The organism is Vitreoscilla sp. C1, from assembly GCF_002951955.2.
GTDB lineage: Bacteria > Pseudomonadota > Gammaproteobacteria > Burkholderiales > Neisseriaceae > Vitreoscilla > Vitreoscilla stercoraria.
The window spans coordinates 116,503-136,081 of the sequence record NZ_CP019644.2 but is presented as its reverse complement, the minus strand read 5'-3'; the positions used below and the strand labels follow the sequence as shown (position 1 = coordinate 136,081).

Below are 19,579 nucleotides of genomic sequence, written 5' to 3'. Positions count from 1 at the left end.
CTACTTACTCGTCGTCATCCAAATCATCATCGATACGGACACTGTGGTCTACCAAGCTTGGTTTGACTTTGTTCAATAACTCAACGGAAATCTTGCCGCTGGCCAAACGTTCAAGATACGCCTCATCCACGTCACCCGTCAAATACTCGCCATTGAAGCAAGAAGTGTCAAAACCATCAATTTTTGGGTTTAAATTGCGCACAACTGCCACTAAATCCGCTAAATCTTGGAATACCACGCCATCGGCAGAGATTTCTTTGGCAATCTCTTCTACGGTACGATCAGTTGCAATTAATTCTGCACGCGTTGGCATGTCTATGCCATATACGTTTGGATAACGGACTTCTGGTGCTGCTGATGCAAAATACACGTTTTTGGCACCCGCATCGCGCGCCATTTCCACAATCTCAAGACTGGTCGTACCACGCACAATCGAGTCATCAACCAACAAAATGTTTTTACCGCGAAACTCGCTTTCAACAGGGCTCAATTTTTGGCGTACCGATTTTTTACGTACCGCTTGGCCTGGCATGATAAAAGTACGGCCAATATAGCGATTTTTGATAAAACCTTCACGGTAAGTAATGCCCAAATGGTGTGCCAATTCCATAGCGCTAGGACGGCTGGTATCAGGAATCGGCATCACCACATCGATTTCTTTCCATGGCAATTCACGTTTGACTTTTTCAGCCAAAGACACACCCATATCCGCACGAGCTTGGTACACAGACACACCGTCCATCACCGTATCAGGACGCGCAAAATACACATATTCAAACAAACATGGTTTTAAGGTCGCCTGTGGATGACATTGTTGTGAATGGAACTCACCGTCAAAGCTAATAAATACTGCCTCACCCGGAGCAACGTCACGCCACAACTCAAAACCCAAGCCATTGAATGCCACAGACTCAGAGCTCACTGCATATTCTTCACGACCTTGCGCATCAATATTTTTACCCAAAATCAAAGGTCGAATACCAAACGGGTCACGAAATGCCACCAAGCCATAGCCAGCAATCAGCGCCACCACACCATAAGCACCGCGCACCAATTTTTGCAATTCGGTGACTGCACCAAAAATATGCTCTACAGTTAAATCGCTGCCTTCAACCTGTTTTTCCAATTCATGGGCAAACACGTTTAACAAGACTTCCGAATCAGAACTGGTGTTGATGTGACGCAAATCACGGTAACACACGTTTTCATACAACTCATCGGTATTGGTCAAATTGCCATTGTGTGCCAATACGATGCCAAACGGAGAGTTTACATAAAATGGTTGCGCCTCTGCCGCGCTTTTAGAATTACCTGCTGTTGGATAACGAACGTGCGCAATACCTGCATTGCCCACCAAATCACGCATATTACGGGTACGAAAAACATCTCGCACCATACCGCTGCCTTTGTGCATATGAAACGAATGACCACTGGCAGTCACAATTCCCGCGGCATCTTGACCGCGATGTTGCAACATTTGCAATCCATCGTATAACAACTGATTGACAGGTTCATGAGACACTAGGCCGAAAATACCACACATGGAAACAATCCTTACTCGCTTGGGATAGAATAATCAATACGCCCTGCTACAAAAGCAGGCAGATACGGCACAGTCAGCGATGCCAACTGTTGAAACATCTCAGAAGTATAGGCTTTTCGCCAATCTTCACTGCGCGGCAAATCGGTAAATGCACACAAAACCACCACCACTGTGATGATGCACAAGCCTTTTACCAAACCAAACACCGCACCAAAAAACTTATTCAAGCCACCTAAACCAGCCGCTTTAACCGCCGATGTCAGCAGTTTTTCACTTATTTTAAGCAAAAAATAAGTGGTAACGAATACCACTATAAAAGCCAACACCATTGCAAAAATTTCAGAATCCACACGAGTGAACAATGATTGTGACAATATCGGCGACAACAAGCGGGCAGCCAACAAAGCCACAATCCATGTAATTAAGGATGTGATTTCTGCTACCACGCCACGCATCATCGATACCAACACACTTAAGGCCAATACGGCCAACACCAATAAATCAAATACTGACATCATTTATTTCTGATACTGCATAATCAAAGCTGAATAGCCATTTTGTTTTAATTTCGCTGCTGCTTTTTCAGAGTCAGCAGGATTGCGATAAGGGCCCACTCGGACGCGAGCCATAGAGCCTACCCGCACCACATTGGCAGGCAAGCCTAAAGCTTGAATTTCTTTTTGTATGGATTGTGCTTTGTCTTCACTTTTGAATGCTGCCACTTGCACCACAGTACGGCTGTCTGCGGGTTTGGCATCTTTTTGATTGTTCAAAGCCGCTTGGGCTTTTTTCTCACGCTCTGCCGCCAATTTTTTATCTTGTTCGGCTTTGCGTTTGGCTTCGGCTTGTTTTTGTTCGTCTTGCTTACGCTTATTAGCAGCAGCCAAATCTTCTTGGCGTTTTTTCTCTGCTAATTTTTTATCTTGCTCGGCTTTGCGTTTGGCTGCCTCAGCTTGTTTTTGCTCATCTTGTTTGCGTTGTTTGGCAGCAACCAAATCTTCTTGGCGTTTTTGTTCCGCTAATTTTTTGTCTTGTTCGGCTTTGCGTTTGGCTGCTTCAGCTTGTTTTTGCTCATCCTGTTTACGCTGTTTGGCAGCAGCCAATTCTTCTTGGCGTTTTTGTTCTGCTAATTTTTTATCTTGTTCGACTTTGCGTTTGGCGTCGGCCTGTTGGCGTTTTTCAGCTTCTTGCTGCGCTTTGAGCAATTGTACTTGCTTAGCTTTTTCTGTTTCTTGCTGCGCTAACAATGCTGCCGCTTTTTTCTCTTCAGCCAACTTCAACTCTTGCTGACGTTTGGCAAGCGCCTCATCCTGTTGCTTTTTTTGAGCAGCCGCCAATTCTTTTTGGCGTTTGACTTCTTCCTCTTGCAAACGCTTTTGTTCAGCCAGCTTGGCTTCCTCTTGCTGCTTCAATAACAAAGCTTGCTGTTTGTCTGCTTCGGTTTCTAAAACTTGACTGGTATTGGTTTCAGGATTGTGCAAAGACACCTTAGGTAAAACTTTTTGTGTGCCAGCAACGTTTTGCACTGCTCCACTAGCAGCCAACGGCGCTTCAGAATCTACAGATTTAAAACTGCCCATGCCCGCTAACGCCATACCGGTTACTGCGACCATGCCGACTGCACCCATCAAACGACGACGATTTTGACGTTTGAGTACATCATATTGCTGATCCACTTTTTTTGATGCCATATCAATCCTAAAAAGCTATTCATTCACACGCATGATTAATGCTTGCTGTACACCGTATAATTTTAACTGCAATGCCATGTCTTGTGCAGCGAGTTTGCTGTCGAACGGCAAGCTGCGCACACGAACAACGGCATATTCATCTTCATTGTCTTGCTGTAAAACCACTTGAATGCCATCTTGTGCCAATTGCTCTTGCCATTTCAAGGCTTGATCTTTGTGCGTAAATGCACCCAATTGCACCACATAACGAACCGATGCTGATGCCTCTGGTAAATCAGGAGCGACTGTTGTGGCTTTTTTGTTTTTCGCTGTCAGTTGCACCAAAGCATCTTGCTCTTCAGCAAATGGAATTGTTTCTGCCATGGCACTGTACGACAAACTGCCTAATAAAACCAATAAACCTAATAGGCTGTGTTTCATTTATTACCCCTTAGTCGACACCGATAAACAAATAACATTGCAAAGATATTTTATTATTTTAAATCTACAAACCTTTTATTCAGTCGCAATCTATTTTTTAAACACTCAATAACGCGGCACATCCATCACTTCAGCAACCGTATGGAATGAACCAAACACAACGATTCTATCATTTTCAGTCGCTTGGGATAAAGCCTTTTGATAAGCATTTTTCACATCTGTAAATACGCTCACTGCATGAATGTCAGCTTGCGCTAAAGCGTCCTGTAAAGCCACTGCGCTCATACCACGCGGCAAATCCAAAGGTGCAATCAACCATTCGTCAAACTGGTCTTTGACAATGTCTAAAACACTTTGAATGTCTTTGTCTGCCAACATCGAAAAGACAGCAATGCGGTTTTGTGCATATGGTAATGACATTAAACCATTGCGCAAAGCTTTGGCAGCATGAGGATTATGACCCACATCCCACACCACCAATGGACGACCTGGCAACACTTGGAAGCGGCCTGGGTTTTGCACCAATAACAAACCCCGCTTGATGGCACCAATGTCAATAGGGAAATGGTGGTTCAAACACTCCACCACTGCCAATGCCAAAGCAGCATTACCCAACTGGTAAGCACCACGCAAAGCAGGAATCGGCAAAGCATGACGATTGCGTTCGGTTAAATGCAAAGCGTCATTTTGTGGCGCAAAGCGAAAAGACCATTGCTGCTGCTCTTGTTTGGTAAAACCAAAATCGCGTTGCAATAACAATAAAGGCGTGCCGATGTTATCAGCATGTTGTTGCATCGATTCAGGCAAAGGTAATTGACCCACAATCGCAGGACGACCTGTACGGAAAATACCTGCTTTTTCAAATGCAATTTGTTCCACATTGTCGCCCAAAAAAGCTTGGTGATCGATGTCCACACTGGTCACCACGCTGACATCGGCATCAAACACATTCACCGCATCCAAACGTCCACCCATGCCCACTTCCAACACCATCACATCAACATTGGCACGGTCAAACACATCTACGGCAGCCAAAATATTGTATTCAAAATACGTCAATGCCACATCGCTACCACAAGCGGCCTGTATGCGCTCAAAACTGCATACAATGTCTTCATCGCTACTGGGCACGCCATTGATGGCAATGCGCTCATTATAGTGTTGCAAATGTGGGCTGGTTAAAGTGCCGACTTTAAAACCTGCTTGAGCGTAAATTTGCGTCAGAAAAGCACACACCGAACCTTTGCCATTGGTACCACCAACAATCACCACAGGACATTTTGGTGTCAACGCCATGCGCTCTTTCACCGTTTGCGTGCGGGTCAAACCCATATCAATCACGCCACCTGCCATGCCTTGTTCCAATTGTGTCAACCATTGTTGCAAATTTTTTGCGGTCATTGCTTGCTTTCCTCTTTTGGCACAGGTTGCCAACGCAACCACACAAATGCCATTTTAAATTCTTTTTGACTCACACTGTCTGGCCACAATGCGGTTTGATAGCGCCGCTTTTGTGCATCTTGCCAAACCACCACCAATAAATACCGACTGATGATGCCACCCGTGATACGCATGACTTTGATCGGAGTTTGTTGCTGCCATTGCAGATGGACTGAACCATCTGGCGCAATGAGCAAGCGATAAGCAGCACTGCGCCGCCATTGGTAAAAGCTGATCATCGCAGACAGCAACACACCCAATACAGCCACATACAAAGGCCAAGCCGACCATTGCCACACCAAAACCCAAATTAAAACCATGTGCAATACGACTAAAGCAACTGCACATTGCCAAGAAGGTTTAGGCTGTAAATGCAAAGGTGGCATCGCAAGCCTTAATTTTGGACTGGACTCACCATCAAATCATCTTCAATGGTGTCCAATACCAAATCATGGATTTCCACTTCAAAAAATTGCCAAAACGTCACCAAATCCATGGTTTTCGGCCAAGCGCTTTGTGGCACTTCCCAACCTGACAATTCATTGCGAAACACTTCTTCAAAACGTTCATCAATATATGAAATGGCATCTTCTGGCTCATCCATTTCTGGAACCAACAATACCGTACAATTGCTGCGAATTTGTGCCAAGCTCAATTCAGGCATGTCTTCGTCCACTTGCTTGAGCCAATCTAAAAATACTTGGGTTGGTTTTAACACCACCGCACTGCGGTCTACAAAATACATTGCCGTCTTCCTTATTCAAATTGCCGCCATTGTACTATGTTGCCCCGATTGTGACACCTTTCAGGACGCTTAATCTGGGCATTTTATCACTGCATAAGTTTGTGCGCTTGCGGTAAAATAAGCTTCTTTGCCTGTTGGCACATTTTGGATTGCGCATTTCATGAACATACTCTCCGTTGATAACGCCTGTTTCGCTGTCGGCCACGTGGCTTTGTTAGACCAAGCACAATTTCATCTCGAACAAGGTGAACGCATTGGTTTGATTGGACGCAACGGTGCAGGCAAGTCCTCTTTTTTAAAAATTTTAGCCGATGTTTACCATTTAGACGACGGTCATTTGGTCTTACAAAGCGACCTGAAAGTCGTGTATGTGCCGCAAGAATCATTCTTCGACCCACAAACGAGCGTATTTGATGTGGTGGCTGAAGGCTTGGGCGAACTCAAAACTTATTTACACGACTACCATCGTGTCAGCGAAGCTTTGGCATATGATGCAAGCAATGCCGATTTATTAAAACAATTGAATCACTTGCAATTGGAAATTGAAAGCCGCAATGGCTGGCAATTTGACAGCTTGATTGTACAAACTTTGGCGCAATTGGGTTTGCCTGAAAACGAAATCATCGGCAATTTGTCAGGTGGTCAGAAAAAACGGGTGGCATTGGCACAAGCTTGGGTACAAAAACCCGATTTATTGCTATTGGACGAGCCCACCAACCATTTGGACATTGAAGCGATTGAATGGCTCGAAACCTTATTACAAGGCTTTCAAGGCAGCTTGGTGGTGATTACCCATGACCGCCGCTTTTTGAATGCCATTGCCACACGCATTGTCGAGCTCGACCGAGGCACGATGCGCAGCTATCCGGGCACATTCGAGCAATACAACAACATCAAAGCGCAAGAATTGGCTGCCGAAGCCGAGCAAAATCGCTTGTTCGACAAATTCCATGCGCAAGAAGAAGTGTGGATACGCAAAGGCATCGAAGCACGTCGCACCCGCAACGAAGGCCGCGTCAAACGTTTAGAGCAATTGCGCCGTGACCGTGCAGCCCGCCGCGATGTACAAGGACAAGTCAATTTCAAACTCGACAGTGGCGAAAAAAGCGGCAAAATCATTGCCGAACTCGAACATGCTTCGTTCTCTTTTCCGGAACGCGACATCATGAAAAGTTTTTCTACTGTAATTCAGCGTGGCGACAAAATCGGCTTGATTGGCCCGAATGGCATTGGCAAAACCACTTTATTGAAATTGATTTTGGGCGAATTACAACCAACCAGCGGCAAAATCAAAATCGGCAGCAAGCAACAAGTGGCTTATTTTGACCAATTCCGCTCGGCTTTAAACGAAGAAGACACCGTGTTTTACACTTTGGGTCAGGGCAATGATTATGTGACCTTGGGCAACAAAACCAAGCACGTGATGAGTTATTTGGAAGACTTTTTATTCCATCCAGCGCGCGCCCAATCGCCTGTGAAATCGTTGTCAGGTGGTGAGCGCAACCGTTTATTATTAGCCAAATTGTTCACCCAACCTGCCAATATTTTGGTCTTGGACGAACCGACCAACGATTTGGACATCGACACGCAAGAATTGCTCGAAGGTTTGTTACAAGACTACGATGGCACCGTTTTCTTGGTCAGCCATGACCGTATGTTCTTGGACAATGTCATTACTCAAAGCATCGTCTTTGAAGGCGCAGGCGTCCTGAAAGAATACATTGGTGGCTATCAAGACTACCAAGACGCCAAAGCACGAGAACTGGCAATTATTCAAAGCCAAAACACCGCCAAAACTAACGAAACCGATACCAAAAAAGCGGTGGCACGCGATAAAAGCGCCCGTACGGTAAAATTATCCTACAAAGAACAACGTGAATTGGATGCTTTGCCACAAACGCTTGCCGATTTGGAACAAGAACAAAGCAATTTGAATGCTTTGTTGCTAGAGCCTGATGTGTTCAAAGACCGTTATCAAGAAGCAGTGGCGGCGCAAGAGCGCATTGCGCAAATTGAAGAAGATTTGTTAGAACAACTCGACCGTTGGGAATATTTGGAAAACAAGCAAAACGGTTTGATGTCGTCTTAACACTTAATTGTCATGCTGTGTTAAGGTATGCCATGTTGTTATGTTTCTTCAGGAGCAGCACATGCGCATTCTTAGCACAGCCATTTTTTTAACACTCGCTTTGACTTTGAGTGCTTGTAGCTCCAAGCCCAAAACCGCTCCTAAAGCCTCTCAAACCACGTCTTCTCGCGCCAAAATCAGCATACCAGACCATCCCAATACTCGCCAAGAAGTGTGGTTTCAAGCTTTTTCTTTGGTAGGTACGCCTTATCGCTATGGCGGCAGCGACCGCAACGGTTTTGACTGCAGTGGCATGGTGCAATATGTCTATCAACAAGCCACACAAACTGCACTGCCACGCACCGCACGTGACATTGCCGCTAGCAGCCACAACATTTCCAAAACACAATTGAAAAGCGGCGACTTGGTATTTTTCAATACAGGTGGCGGCACTTATTCACACGTGGGCATTTATTTGGGCAACCAAGAATTTTTACATGCGCCCAGCAGCAACGGCACCATCCGCATTGCACGCTTAGACAGCCCTTATTTTGCCCAACGCTTTACAGGTGCACGCACTTTTATGCGCTAAGTCTTACAAATAACACAAGCGTCCTGTAAACCATTTACAGGACGCTTGTATATGCATCTAAAAAGCCCGCACAAAGCGGGCTTTTTGATGAGTTCAATAATAAAATATTATTGAGCTACTTTTTTCTCAACCAAAGTTTGGATGTGAACATCTACGCGACGATCAGGCTCGATACAAGCGATCAAAGCAGCACGTTTTTTCGCAGCAGATACTTTTTTGCCCAATTTGTTTACTTCAGCTTGACACTGAGCTTGCAATTGTTGTTGGCTTTCACCCAAACCTACAGCAGCAATTTTGCTAGCAGGCACGCCACGGCTTACCAAGTAGTTAGATACTGTGTTAGCACGACGCTCAGACAAAGCTTGGTTGTACTGGTCAGTACCCATAAAGTCTGTGTGACCTTCAACACGCACAGCTTGTACGTTGGTTTGAGACAAACGAGAAGCCAAGGTATCCAAAGTAGTCACTGCTTCAGGACGCAAGTTGTATTTGTCAAAGCCGAACAAGAATTCAGAAGTCAAACGAACGGTTTCAGAAACCATTTCGTATTCTGGTTGTTTGTCAGCAACTTTATCACCACACTCAACCAAGCCATTAGTTGCTTTGTTCAAGTAAGTGTTTTCCCAGCATTCACCAAAGCTATTACGAACCACTTCACGTGATTGTTCGCTGATGGTGTAGCCCGGTTTTTCGTGCGCCATTGCGCCGGCAGAAGCAACAAGTGCAGCAATCAAGGCACCCAATTTAATCTGTTTGGTCATGGTTTTCCCTCATCTAAAATTTCATTTATGCAACACTTGAGACTGCATAAGCGATTACAAAAATCTAACTTGCCCTAATAGGCGAAGCACCAGGTATGTCAAGTAAGCACTATAAGAATAAGGCTGAAAACTGTCAATACAATCTTCATAAACCAAAGTACTCGCCAAAACTACCCTTACAGAACATGGGGTAAAAAATACCTCTTTTGTCACTTTAATACAACATTAATCCAAACATATCGTTGATGATGTAGGCTATACACAACAGTTTTGAGCAATATTCTATCATTAACTTATTACATGCAAGCGACCTGAAGTCATCGCCAAATAATGCTAAAATGTTGCTCAAAATAATCAAGATGGTCTGTCTAAATTGAAAGATTGGTTCTTCATCAATATGACAATGCGGTGTCACTTTTTCTATCACCCTGCGGTATGGTTTACGTTGAAAGCATAACAACATGAAATTACAGCAATTGCGTTACACCCTCGAAGTTTACAAGCACAATTTAAATGTCTCTGAAGCAGCAAAAGCGTTGTTTACCTCTCAACCGGGCATTTCCAAACAAATTCGCTTGTTAGAAGATGAGTTAGGCATACAAATTTTCATCCGCAATGGTAAAAGAGTCGTCGCGGTATCAGAACCGGGCAAACAAGTCTTACAAATTGCCGAACGCATTTTGCGCGATGCACAAAACATCAAAAAAATCGGTGCAGAATTTTCCGAGCAAGATGCAGGTTCTTTGACCATCGCCACCACACACACGCAAGCGCGTTACGTATTGCCGCAAATCATCAGCGAATTTGTTACACGTTTTCCCAAAGTCCAATGAGCTATAGTCATTTCTGGTGTATGACGAACAAATGAAGAAGGCGTATCCTGTTGATTGATTTCCGACCAAAGATTTCAACCAACAAAAGGAATACGCCATGACTGATTCTAACCCAAATGCATTCGTACAACCACAGCAAACATTCAATGACCCATTGACCGATTTGCTGCGTCAGGGAGCCAGGGAGTTGATTGCCAAAGCAGTTGAAACCGAATTGCAGATTTTGCTGGAGCAACACTCACCCAAGAAACTTCCCGATGGTCGCCAAGCATTGGTCAGAAATGGTTATTTGCCGGAACGAACAGTGCAGACTGGCATTGGTGATGTACAGGTGAAAGTGCCGAAGGTACGAGATCGCAGTGGTGACGGTGTGTGTTTCAACAGTCAATTGTTGCCGCCTTATTTGAAACGTACCAAAAGCATCGAAGAATTGCTGCCATGGCTGTATTTGAAAGGCATTTCCACAGGTGACCACCAACAAGCTTTGGCGGCTGTATTGGGAGAGCAGGCCAAAGGCTTGTCAGCCAATACCATCAGTCGTTTGAAGCAACATTGGACGGACGAACATCGGCAATGGAGCCAGCGGGATTTAAAGGGCAAACGCTATGTGTATTGGTGGGCCGATGGCATTTACAGCAATGTGCGATTGGACGATAGACTGTGTTTGCTGGTCATCATTGGTGTGACTGATCAAGGACATAAAGAGTTGGTGGCGGTTGAAGATGGTTATCGGGAATCTGAAGTCAGTTGGTCAGAAGTGTTGATAGGCTTGCGTTTGAGGGGTTTGGAAACCAGTCCAAAATTGGCGGTCGGCGATGGTGCGTTGGGCTTTTGGAATGCCATGGCCAAGTCTTATCCAGACACCAAACATCAGCGCTGTTGGGTGCACAAAACGGCCAATGTGTTGGCAGCCGTACCCAAATCGGTACAAGGCAAATTGCGAGAGGCTTTGAAAGAAATTTGGATGGCCGAAACCAAAGAAAGTGCAGAACAAGCCTTCAAACAAACAGTGGCTCGCTTTGGTGACAAATACCCCAAAGCCATTAACAAACTGGTGAAGGATGAAGAAGAGTTATTGGCATTCTATGACTTTCCAAATGTGCATTGGACGCACATCCGCACCACCAACCCGATTGAATCCACGTTTGCTACCGTACGATTGCGTAGTAAGCGGGCTAAAAACTGCGGTTCCAGAGAAACCACTTTGGCGATGGTGTACAAATTATTGGAAACGGCCCAAAAGCGTTGGCGCCGGATTCAAGGATTCAACTTATTGACCTTGGTGGTCAACAACGTCATCTTCAAAGATGGCAAGCAGGAAGACGAGCAATCAACAGAGAAAGCGGCCTGAATGCCATACACCAGATTTGACAATAACTCTTTTGTGGATGATGATGCTCAAAGGCAATATACAACTGTCAATAATTTGACTGTCTACTCGCCCCAGCAAATACAACAATTGGTGCAGAAATATGATGTAGAAAAAATTCTACTGGCCATTCCTAGCTTGAGCCGCGAGAGCAAAAAAGAAATTTTAGAGTTTTTAGAGCCATTAAACTTAGAAGTACTCGCCATCCCCGGCATGTTAGAGCTGGTAGAAGGCAAAATCAGCATCCAAAGTTTAAAAAAGGTTTCGGTCATCGATTTACTAGGACGTACGCCTGTTGAACCGATTGCAGAACTGATTCAAGCCAATATCATGAATAAAATTGTCATGGTCACTGGTGCGGGTGGTTCCATTGGCTCTGAGCTGTGCCGTCAAATCATTGCCAACCAGCCCAAGGCTTTGCTGTTGTTTGAGCTTTCTGAATTTTTGCTATATAGCATAGAAAAAGAATTGCGCGAGCACATCAATGCCAAAGGTCTTAATATCGAACTGATTCCTTTACTCGGTTCGGTACAGTATCAAAAGCGCTTATTCACTGTCATGCATGCTTATGATGTACAAACCATTTACCATGCAGCAGCTTATAAACATGTGCCAATGGTGGAGTTCAATACGATTGAAGGTGTGCGTAATAATATTTATGGCACTTTACACTGTGCGCTTGCAGCCATTGAAGCCAAAGTAGAAACTTTTGTATTGATTTCAACCGATAAAGCGGTACGTCCTACCAATACCATGGGAGCGAGTAAGCGCATGGCTGAATTGGTATTACAAGCTTTGGCCGCTCGAGTTGACCACGAAACCCGTTTTTGCATGGTACGATTTGGCAATGTATTGGGTTCATCTGGCTCGGTGGTTCCTGTATTTGAAAAGCAAATTGAAGCTGGTGGCCCTATTACCTTAACCCATCAAGATATTACCCGTTACTTCATGACCATTCCCGAAGCAGCGCAATTGGTGATTCAAGCTGGTGCATTAGGTAAAGGTGGCGATGTCTTTGTATTGGATATGGGTGAATCGGTCAAAATCATTGATTTGGCCAAACAAATGATTCGTTTAAGTGGTTTGGAAATTCGTGATGCGAACAACTTACACGGTGACATTGAAATTCAAATTACAGGTTTACGCCCTGGTGAAAAACTGTATGAAGAATTGCTCATTGGTGACAACGTCACACGCAGCACGCATGAACGCATCATGACGGCCAATGAAATCATGTTGCCATGGTCAGAGTTAGAAGCTTTATTAGAACGCTTAGACCAAGCTTGCCGCAATAGCAATTATGAAGAAGTACGCAATTTGTTAATAGAAGCGCCAACCGCTTTCACACCTGCCGATGCGTTGTGTGATTTGGTTTGGCAGCAGCAAGCCAAACAATTGACCTCTACTTAATACTATATTGATATCCCAGCATGAAAAAGCGTCCTGTAACATTTACAGGACGCTTTCTTTATTTTAAAACAACATTCAAATTATTTGAATGGGTGTTCCAAAACGATGGTTTCTTCACGGTCTGGACCCGTTGAAATGATGGCGATTTTAGCACCACAAATTTCTTCCAAACGCGCCAAGTAAGCTTTGGCATTGTCAGGCAATGCATCATACGTTTTCACGCCGAAGGTTGATTCAGTCCAACCTGGCATGGTTTCGTAAATAGGCTCACAAGCAGCAACATCGTCCGCACCGAATGGGAAAATATCAACCGTTTCGCCACGCAATGTGTAGCCAACACAGATTTTGATTTCATCCATGCCATCCATCACGTCCAATTTGGTCACGCACATACCTGAAATGCCGTTCACTTGAATCGAACGCTTCATCAAAGCCGCATCGAACCAACCACAACGACGTGGGCGACCTGTAACCGCACCAAACTCATTACCACGTTTTGCCAAGCCTGCGCCGATATCATCAAACAATTCTGTTGGGAATGGACCTGAACCCACACGAGTGGTGTAAGCTTTAACGATGCCCAAAACATAATGCAATTTGTGAGGACCCACGCCAGCACCTGCAGAAGCAGCACCAGCCACACAGTTAGATGAAGTAACGTATGGGTAAGTACCGTGGTCGATGTCCAACAACGTACCTTGCGCACCTTCAAACAAAATAGATTCGCCACGCTCATTGATTTCGTACAAAGTACGAGAAACGTCACCGACCATAGGACGGATTTTTTCAGCCAAGCTCATAGCTAAATCATAAATCGCATCTGCTTCAATGGCTTCTTGACCGTACAAACCAACCAATTGGCAGTTATAAATCGCCAAAACGTCTTCGATTTTTTGACGCAACAATTCAGGCTGGAACAAATCCATCACACGAACCGCACGACGCGCTACTTTATCTTCATAAGCTGGGCCAATACCGCGACCAGTTGTACCGATTTTTTTGTCGCCTTTGGCCGCTTCACGTGCATGATCCAAAGCCACATGGTATGGCAAAATCAATGGGCAAGTTGGCGCAATAGTCAACTGCTTCGCAACATCGATACCAGCCTCTTCCAATTCGGCCATTTCCTTCAACAAAGCTTCAGGAGAAACCACCACACCTGAACCGATGAAGCAACGTTTGCCTGCATGTAAGATGCCGCTTGGAATCAAACGCAAAACGGTTTTTTTACCGCCGACTACCAAAGTGTGTCCCGCATTGTGACCGCCTTGATAACGCACCACACCGCTGGCTTGGTCGGTTAACCAGTCAACGATTTTGCCTTTACCTTCATCGCCCCACTGGGAGCCAACTACAACAACATTCTTAACCATTGTTTATTCCTACTTCAAAATTAACAATTACAAGGCACAGTCATCCATGCCCCGTCTTTTAATACCAATTCACGGTCACAATGCAATGTATTGGCATCGTCACCCACATAATCAATCACAACCACTTCGCCTTGCGCACGCAACTCATCCATAAAGGCTTTGGCATCCACTGCCCATTGAGCCGCCACTTTAATACCTTGTTTGGCTGGTTTTTGTGGCAACACTTCAATCAAATCACGCAAATCTAAGCTAAAGCCTGTCGCAGGACGTGCTCGGCCAAACTGATGACCCAAACCATCATAACGACCACCACGAGCCAAAGCATCAGACCAACCTGGCGCATAAGCTGCAAACAACAAACCCGTGTGATAAGAATCATTGCGTAAAATCGACAAGTCGATATGCACTTTATATTCTTTAAACTGTTTGCAAATGGTTTTCAATGCATCCAAAGCGTCCTGAACACCTTTAATCGCAGGCAATTCAGTTTTAGCACGGCTCAAGACTGTTTCCACATCACCATACAAAGTTGGCAATACCGCAAAAGTTTGCTTCCAAATGGTGTCAATATCCCAACCAGCCATTGCCGCCAATACAGCCTCACTGTCTTTGTCTTTCATTAAAGACAATAATTCACGACTTTGTGCGACAGTGAGTTGCGCTTTGTCAGCCAATGCTTGAAAAATTCCCACATGACCCAATGACAAATACACATTTTTTGCATGTGCTAATTTCAATGTTTTCAACATCAAGTCAATGATTTCAACATCAGCCTCAATACCTTCATAACCATACAATTCCGCACCCACTTGCAAAGGCTCACGCGTGCTCAACAAGCTGTCTGGACGTGCATGGATAACCGAACCTGCATAACACAAACGGTTAATACCATCATTGGCAGACAACAAATGAGCATCAATACGCGCCACTTGTGGGGTGATGTCAGCACGCAAACCCAATTGGCGACCACTGATTTGGTCAACAATACGGATGGTTTTCAATGCTAAGCCATCATCAATGTCTAATAAAAGGGAAGATGTGTATTCGAGTAAAGGAGGGCTAACAAGCTCATAACCGTGTACCCTGAAAAGACCTAGTAGTGCTTCTTTAGCACTTTCCAATTGCCGTGCAGTAGACGGCAGGATATCGGCAATGTATTCAGGTAATTGCCAAGATTGCATGAGGAACTCTCTTTTTTTATACAAAATAAAAGGCGGGGTTTGCACCCACCTCCGACAGTTTTTTACACTCAATAATAGCACAGCTGCGCCAAAATCACAGTAAAAAGCTGCCTGAATAGATTTTTAAAGCTTAAAAACTGAAATAAGCCAATAAAACAATACCCACTACAATACGATACCAACCCCACGGTTTAAAACCATAACGCTTGATAATGCCTATAAAAAACTTAATGGCAATCATTGCGACCACAAATGCCACAACCATTCCGACTAAAAACAACCACAAATTCTGTGGCGTTTCCATCATCATTTCAACCCCAGTCAAGCCCTCACCTTCTAATCCCCACTCTTTGACAAACAAAGAATAAGTGGTCACTGCCAACATGGTTGGTACCGCTAAGAAAAATGAAAATTCTGCAGCAGCTTGTCGTGATAAACCTTGCTGCATACCACCAATAATAGATGCTGCCGAACGACTGGTACCAGGCATCATTGCCAAACATTGCCAAAAACCAATCGCCACTGCTTTTTTAATACTGATTTCTTGCTCCGAATGAATGCTTGGGTTTTGAAAAACTTTGTCTATAAACAACAAAACCACACCACCTATGATTAACATCACCGCAATAGGGCGAGGGCTGCCCAACACCGCTTCAATTGCATCATCAAACAATTTACCTAATACCAAAGCAGGCAACACTGCAAAAGCTAACTTCACATAAAAAAGCTTACTATTGGCGCCAAAAAAGCGTTTCCAATACATGGCAACCACAGCCAAAATACTGCCTAACTGAATCGACACCATAAACATTTTGACAAAGGTATCTTCTTGTATACCAAAAAATGAACTGGTAAAAATCATATGTGCCGTTGAAGAAACGGGTAAAAACTCAGTTAACCCTTCAACAATTGCAATCAAAATCGCTTCAAAAAAACTCATCATTCAACCTCAAGATATCTCGCATGCACTAAAAAAGGCAGCTTGTCATAAGCTGCCCTACTACAAAAATTGATTTTCACTCAGTTTATTGATTAGCGGCCTTAGCCAAACGAGCACCAGTTGCAGGCATTTTCACTGCCGCTTTGATTTGTGCCGCTGGCATACCACGCTCTTGACGTACCTTATCAATCAATTCATCCAATTTATTCATGTCTTGAGATAACAAACGGTATTTGCCGCCAATAATAATCGTTGGCGTACTTTGGATGGCATGGTCTGCACTTAATTGCGCCATCGCTTTGGCTTCAGCTTGATTTTGAAAACCATTGTAAGCTGCCAATAATTTTTGACCATCAAATGCCGTTTGTTTCACAACCCAATCTTTAAACACATCAGGATTGCTTAAATTAATCTTCTCATCCATCACTGCTTTGAAAATCGCAGGGTTGGCTTGGTATTTTAAACCAGAAGCATTCACCGCTGCTGTAATACGCGCCAAACCAATGTCTTCAGGTCGCCACACCACATGTTCACCACGGAAATAAGTATCACTTGGCATTTTTTTCACATGGGCTAACAAAGTAGGATCTAAGTTCTTACAATGAATACAGAAATAGCCAAAAAACTCTAAAACTTCAATTTTATCCTGTTGCAATTGAGGTACAGGTTTAGGCAATACTGCAAAGTCTTGCCCCTCAACCAATGCCGCTTGCGACACACCCACAAAGCCCAGCGCTAATACCGCAGTTGCAATCCATTTTTGTAACATGTTATTTCCTTATGCATTTCTATTTGATGATGCGCACCGTTTATTGGCCACTTACCGTAATAGCATCAATGCCTTGCTGTTGTAACTTTTGACGCACTTGAGCTGCTTGCTCGCCACTCAAAGTTTCCGTACGCACACGGTGTACTGTTTTGCCATTCACCTGAGCGGACTCGATATGTGAAGCAATACCCAATAATGCCAACTTCGCACGCTGTGCCTCAGCCTGCTCAGTTTTACCATAAGAACCCGCTTGCACTTTGGCGGACGTTGCTTTTTTATTTATAGCTTCTTTTTTAGGTGGTGTTTCTTTCGCAACAGTCTCAGTTTTTGCTGCGGCACGCGCTTTTTCTACGCTACCGTGCTCTAAAATCTGCTCTGCGCTTGGTTTAATCTTCTCTGGTGCTACAGGCGCTTTGTGTTCAACTGGTTTTTTCACTTCAGGCTGTTTTTTTAGCTCGGGTTTGTCCTTAGCTTTTTCATCAGTCAATGAGGATTGTCCTGTTTCAGACTTAGACGAAGGCAAAATCACAGGCGACAAGCTGACTGATTTATCCGCCTCATCTAGCCCCTCATCCACCTCTATCCAACCACTGACAGACTCTTCCACCACCGATACTGCCGACGCCACAGACCCCGAAATCTCTCGCGTATCAGGCAAAACGGCTTGATTGGGAATCATAATTTCGACATCTTTGTTTTGCGATGTTTTTTGCGGCTCTGTTGGCACACGATTTTGATTCAAAAACCATAACAACACCGCAATAATGACAGCGCCCAAAATCAAACCAATCAAAATCCCTGTCAAAGTTTTCCCCGATGACTTAGACTTGCTTTGTCGCTGATACATTTTTTTATTCATATTAAATATGTACTTTCTGAACGCAGAATGACAGAATCGGCGTTATGTTACCAAGTTTTAAATGTTAACTAAAGCGATTTGACCCCGCCCTTCGCAACTGTATTGCCTGAATGATATGCTGAACCTTAACTGTATCATTTCTTTGCAAGTCTGCGCAGGTACGGGCCAATCTTAACAAACGATGAAACACACGCACAGACAAGCCCAAATCATTGATTATTTTTGACAAATAAGCTTGCGCATCATTTTCAATTTTTGCCAAGCTTTGCAATTGCGCAACCCCTAAAGCCGCATTGCTCTTACCTTGTCGCTGCTGTTGTAAAATGTAAGCGTCATGTACACGCATTTTAACAGCCGCACTGCTTTCAGGTATGCTTTTCAATATCAAATCATCATGCCCCAAAGCAGGTACTTCAATAATAATATCCATGCGATCTAACAAAGGTCCTGAAATTTTCCCTCGATAGCGTTGTATGCTTTCCACAGAACAACGGCATGGCTTACTGGGGTGTCCTGAAAAACCACAAGGACAAGGATTCATCGCTGCGACCAATTGAAATTGTGCAGGAAATACCACATGGCTTTTGGCTCTAGAAATGTGAATTTCACCTTGCTCTAATGGCTCACGCAAAGATTCCAATACTTTTCGGTCAAACTCTGGCAACTCATCCAAAAACAAAATGCCGTGATGCGCCAAAGAAACCGCGCCAGGCTTAGGGTCTGAGCCACCACCGACCAATGAAGCCAATGAAGCAGAGTGATGTGGTGCAATAAAAGGACGATGCGCAGGCAAAACATCGGCTGTTTTCTGCATCAATAAAGAACGAATACTGGCCAAACTCAAACGCTCTTGCGTATTCAAAGGGGGTAAAATACTGGGCAAACGCTGCGCCAACATGGATTTCCCTGTGCCTGGCGGCCCTAACATCAATAAATGATGCCCACCAGCCGCAGCCACTTCCAATGCAAAACGTGCGCTGTGCTGACCCTTAACATCGACCAAATCCAACAATGCTTCGGGCGTTTGCGCCACACCATCATATTGCGCTATTTGCCACGGCTGCAAACCATTCAATTGCGCTGCCACTTGGCTCAAGCTTTCGGCAGCATACACCGTCGCATCAGGCAACAATGCCGCTTGCTCTGCACTCACACTAGGCAAAACAAATGCTCGTTGGTGGCTAGCACAAGCCACAGCCATCGCCAAAGCGCCTCGAATCGGTCGCAAGCGTCCTGAAAGCGCCAATTCTCCAGCAAATTCAAATTGTAAAATGTCTGTTTGTTGTGGTTTGATTTGACCTGATGCCAACAAAATGGCAATCGCAATCGGCAAATCAAAGCGACCTGAATCTTTGGGCAAATCAGCAGGTGCCAAATTGACCGTGATTTTTTTGGTAGGAAATTCAAATCCTGATTGTACAATCGCAGCACGAACGCGCTCACGACTTTCTTTGACTTCCGTGTCTGGCAAGCCAACCAAATTAAAAGCAGGCAAGCCGTTGGCTAAGTGGGCTTCTACCTCCACCAAAGGTGCGTTCATTCCAGTCAAAGCCCTCGAATACACCATTGCCAACGACATGTCAGA

The 19,579-nt window shown here is 44.5% G+C and carries 17 protein-coding genes and 4 pseudogenes; 7 read left to right on the top strand and 14 right to left on the bottom strand.

The annotated features are described in order from the left end of the window. Window positions 1–4: 4 nt before the first annotated feature. From purF to ADP71_RS00665, 7 genes are all read right to left on the bottom strand, one after another. Window positions 5–1,543: an amidophosphoribosyltransferase gene (gene purF / locus ADP71_RS00695; RefSeq protein ID WP_019958793.1), complete on the bottom strand. Its 1,539-nt coding sequence runs from the start codon at window positions 1,541–1,543 to the stop codon at window positions 5–7. 11 nt (window positions 1,544–1,554) lie between these two features. After that, window positions 1,555–2,061: a CvpA family protein gene (locus ADP71_RS00690; protein ID WP_171460808.1), complete on the bottom strand. Its 507-nt coding sequence runs from the start codon at window positions 2,059–2,061 to the stop codon at window positions 1,555–1,557. Continuing rightward, entirely contained in the window at window positions 2,062–3,234 is a 1,173-nt protein-coding gene (locus tag ADP71_RS00685) for an SPOR domain-containing protein (protein ID WP_171460807.1), read from the bottom strand. It lies immediately after the preceding gene. A 15-nt stretch (window positions 3,235–3,249) separates the two neighbouring features. Next, window positions 3,250–3,654 carry an SPOR domain-containing protein gene (locus ADP71_RS00680; RefSeq protein ID WP_019958796.1) on the bottom strand — a complete coding sequence of 135 codons (405 nt, stop codon included), beginning with the start codon at window positions 3,652–3,654 and terminating at the stop codon, window positions 3,250–3,252. A 105-nt stretch (window positions 3,655–3,759) separates the two neighbouring features. Further along, window positions 3,760–5,055, bottom strand: a complete 1,296-nt coding sequence (folC, locus tag ADP71_RS00675) for a bifunctional tetrahydrofolate synthase/dihydrofolate synthase (RefSeq protein WP_171460806.1) — start codon at window positions 5,053–5,055, stop codon at window positions 3,760–3,762. Then, the gene (locus tag ADP71_RS00670; protein ID WP_019958798.1) at window positions 5,052–5,480 is read right to left on the bottom strand and encodes a protein YgfX; all 429 of its coding nucleotides are present in this window, start codon (window positions 5,478–5,480) and stop codon (window positions 5,052–5,054) included. Before ADP71_RS00670 ends, folC begins: the two co-directional genes overlap by 4 nt. An 8-nt stretch (window positions 5,481–5,488) precedes the next feature. Beyond that, window positions 5,489–5,839 (bottom strand): hypothetical protein, encoded by a 351-nt coding sequence (locus ADP71_RS00665; protein ID WP_019958799.1) that lies wholly within the window; start codon window positions 5,837–5,839, stop codon window positions 5,489–5,491. Window positions 5,840–5,999: 160 nt separating this feature from the next. On the opposite strand from ADP71_RS00665, the pseudogene ADP71_RS13170 reads away from it, so the two are divergent. The 4 genes and pseudogenes from ADP71_RS13170 to ADP71_RS00655 all read left to right on the top strand — a co-directional run. Then, window positions 6,000–6,890, top strand: a pseudogene (locus ADP71_RS13170) (ATP-binding cassette domain-containing protein); the annotation flags it as partial. Window positions 6,891–7,004: 114 nt separating this feature from the next. Next, window positions 7,005–7,397: pseudogene (locus ADP71_RS13165) on the top strand (ATP-binding cassette domain-containing protein); the annotation flags it as partial. Between the two features lie 96 nt (window positions 7,398–7,493). Continuing rightward, entirely contained in the window at window positions 7,494–7,928 is a 435-nt protein-coding gene (locus ADP71_RS13160) for a hypothetical protein (protein WP_443089122.1), read from the top strand. Between the two features lie 61 nt (window positions 7,929–7,989). Continuing rightward, the gene (locus tag ADP71_RS00655; RefSeq protein ID WP_019958801.1) at window positions 7,990–8,499 is read left to right on the top strand and encodes a C40 family peptidase; all 510 of its coding nucleotides are present in this window, start codon (window positions 7,990–7,992) and stop codon (window positions 8,497–8,499) included. A gap of 107 nt (window positions 8,500–8,606) precedes the next feature. Here ADP71_RS00655 and ADP71_RS00650 read toward each other — a convergent pair whose 3' ends face one another. After that, complete coding sequence (locus ADP71_RS00650) at window positions 8,607–9,260, bottom strand: OmpA family protein (RefSeq protein WP_019958802.1); 654 nt, start codon at window positions 9,258–9,260, stop codon at window positions 8,607–8,609. 461 nt (window positions 9,261–9,721) lie between these two features. Between ADP71_RS00650 and ADP71_RS00645 the strand changes: the two are divergent. The 3 genes and pseudogenes from ADP71_RS00645 to ADP71_RS00635 all read left to right on the top strand — a co-directional run. Continuing rightward, window positions 9,722–10,087, top strand: a pseudogene (locus tag ADP71_RS00645) (LysR family transcriptional regulator); the annotation flags it as partial. 103 nt (window positions 10,088–10,190) lie between these two features. Further along, window positions 10,191–11,444, top strand: coding sequence for an IS256 family transposase (locus ADP71_RS00640; protein ID WP_104931213.1), 1,254 nt, complete (start codon window positions 10,191–10,193; stop codon window positions 11,442–11,444). Between the two features lie 27 nt (window positions 11,445–11,471). Continuing rightward, window positions 11,472–12,872 (top strand): annotated as a pseudogene (locus tag ADP71_RS00635) (polysaccharide biosynthesis protein); the annotation flags it as partial. A gap of 80 nt (window positions 12,873–12,952) precedes the next feature. On the opposite strand, the gene ADP71_RS00630 reads toward ADP71_RS00635, so the two are convergent. The 6 genes from ADP71_RS00630 to ADP71_RS00605 form a co-directional block, all read right to left on the bottom strand. Beyond that, complete coding sequence (locus ADP71_RS00630; protein ID WP_019958299.1) at window positions 12,953–14,245, bottom strand: adenylosuccinate synthase; 1,293 nt, start codon at window positions 14,243–14,245, stop codon at window positions 12,953–12,955. A 20-nt stretch (window positions 14,246–14,265) separates the two neighbouring features. Next, window positions 14,266–15,426 carry an ATP phosphoribosyltransferase regulatory subunit gene (locus ADP71_RS00625; protein ID WP_019958298.1) on the bottom strand — a complete coding sequence of 387 codons (1,161 nt, stop codon included), beginning with the start codon at window positions 15,424–15,426 and terminating at the stop codon, window positions 14,266–14,268. A gap of 130 nt (window positions 15,427–15,556) precedes the next feature. Continuing rightward, window positions 15,557–16,369, bottom strand: a complete 813-nt coding sequence (locus ADP71_RS00620; protein ID WP_019958297.1) for an undecaprenyl-diphosphate phosphatase — start codon at window positions 16,367–16,369, stop codon at window positions 15,557–15,559. An 82-nt stretch (window positions 16,370–16,451) separates the two neighbouring features. Beyond that, entirely contained in the window at window positions 16,452–17,135 is a 684-nt protein-coding gene (locus ADP71_RS00615; RefSeq protein ID WP_019958296.1) for a thiol:disulfide interchange protein DsbA/DsbL, read from the bottom strand. Window positions 17,136–17,175: 40 nt separating this feature from the next. Then, window positions 17,176–17,994 (bottom strand): SPOR domain-containing protein, encoded by an 819-nt coding sequence (locus ADP71_RS00610; protein WP_081619558.1) that lies wholly within the window; start codon window positions 17,992–17,994, stop codon window positions 17,176–17,178. A gap of 64 nt (window positions 17,995–18,058) precedes the next feature. Further along, entirely contained in the window at window positions 18,059–19,573 is a 1,515-nt protein-coding gene (locus ADP71_RS00605; protein WP_019958294.1) for a YifB family Mg chelatase-like AAA ATPase, read from the bottom strand. Window positions 19,574–19,579: the final 6 nt, after the last annotated feature.

What these genes read in the sequence shown, in the direction of transcription:
- ADP71_RS00690 (WP_171460808.1), bottom strand. Translation starts at nt 2,061, where the DNA reads ATGATGTCAGTATTTGATTTATTGGTGTTGGCCGTATTGGCCTTAAGT.
- ADP71_RS00665 (WP_019958799.1), bottom strand. Translation starts at nt 5,839, where the DNA reads ATGTATTTTGTAGACCGCAGTGCGGTGGTGTTAAAACCAACCCAAGTA.
- ADP71_RS00685 (WP_171460807.1), bottom strand. Translation starts at nt 3,234, where the DNA reads ATGGCATCAAAAAAAGTGGATCAGCAATATGATGTACTCAAACGTCAA.
- ADP71_RS00655 (WP_019958801.1), top strand. Translation starts at nt 7,990, where the DNA reads ATGCGCATTCTTAGCACAGCCATTTTTTTAACACTCGCTTTGACTTTG.
- ADP71_RS00670 (WP_019958798.1), bottom strand. Translation starts at nt 5,480, where the DNA reads ATGCCACCTTTGCATTTACAGCCTAAACCTTCTTGGCAATGTGCAGTT.
- purF (WP_019958793.1), bottom strand. Translation starts at nt 1,543, where the DNA reads ATGTGTGGTATTTTCGGCCTAGTGTCTCATGAACCTGTCAATCAGTTG.
- ADP71_RS00625 (WP_019958298.1), bottom strand. Translation starts at nt 15,426, where the DNA reads ATGCAATCTTGGCAATTACCTGAATACATTGCCGATATCCTGCCGTCT.
- ADP71_RS00680 (WP_019958796.1), bottom strand. Translation starts at nt 3,654, where the DNA reads ATGAAACACAGCCTATTAGGTTTATTGGTTTTATTAGGCAGTTTGTCG.
- ADP71_RS00620 (WP_019958297.1), bottom strand. Translation starts at nt 16,369, where the DNA reads ATGATGAGTTTTTTTGAAGCGATTTTGATTGCAATTGTTGAAGGGTTA.
- folC (WP_171460806.1), bottom strand. Translation starts at nt 5,055, where the DNA reads ATGACCGCAAAAAATTTGCAACAATGGTTGACACAATTGGAACAAGGC.
- ADP71_RS13160 (WP_443089122.1), top strand. Translation starts at nt 7,494, where the DNA reads ATGTTCTTGGACAATGTCATTACTCAAAGCATCGTCTTTGAAGGCGCA.
- ADP71_RS00610 (WP_081619558.1), bottom strand. Translation starts at nt 17,994, where the DNA reads ATGAATAAAAAAATGTATCAGCGACAAAGCAAGTCTAAGTCATCGGGG.
- ADP71_RS00605 (WP_019958294.1), bottom strand. Translation starts at nt 19,573, where the DNA reads ATGTCGTTGGCAATGGTGTATTCGAGGGCTTTGACTGGAATGAACGCA.
- ADP71_RS00630 (WP_019958299.1), bottom strand. Translation starts at nt 14,245, where the DNA reads ATGGTTAAGAATGTTGTTGTAGTTGGCTCCCAGTGGGGCGATGAAGGT.
- ADP71_RS00640 (WP_104931213.1), top strand. Translation starts at nt 10,191, where the DNA reads ATGACTGATTCTAACCCAAATGCATTCGTACAACCACAGCAAACATTC.
- ADP71_RS00615 (WP_019958296.1), bottom strand. Translation starts at nt 17,135, where the DNA reads ATGTTACAAAAATGGATTGCAACTGCGGTATTAGCGCTGGGCTTTGTG.
- ADP71_RS00650 (WP_019958802.1), bottom strand. Translation starts at nt 9,260, where the DNA reads ATGACCAAACAGATTAAATTGGGTGCCTTGATTGCTGCACTTGTTGCT.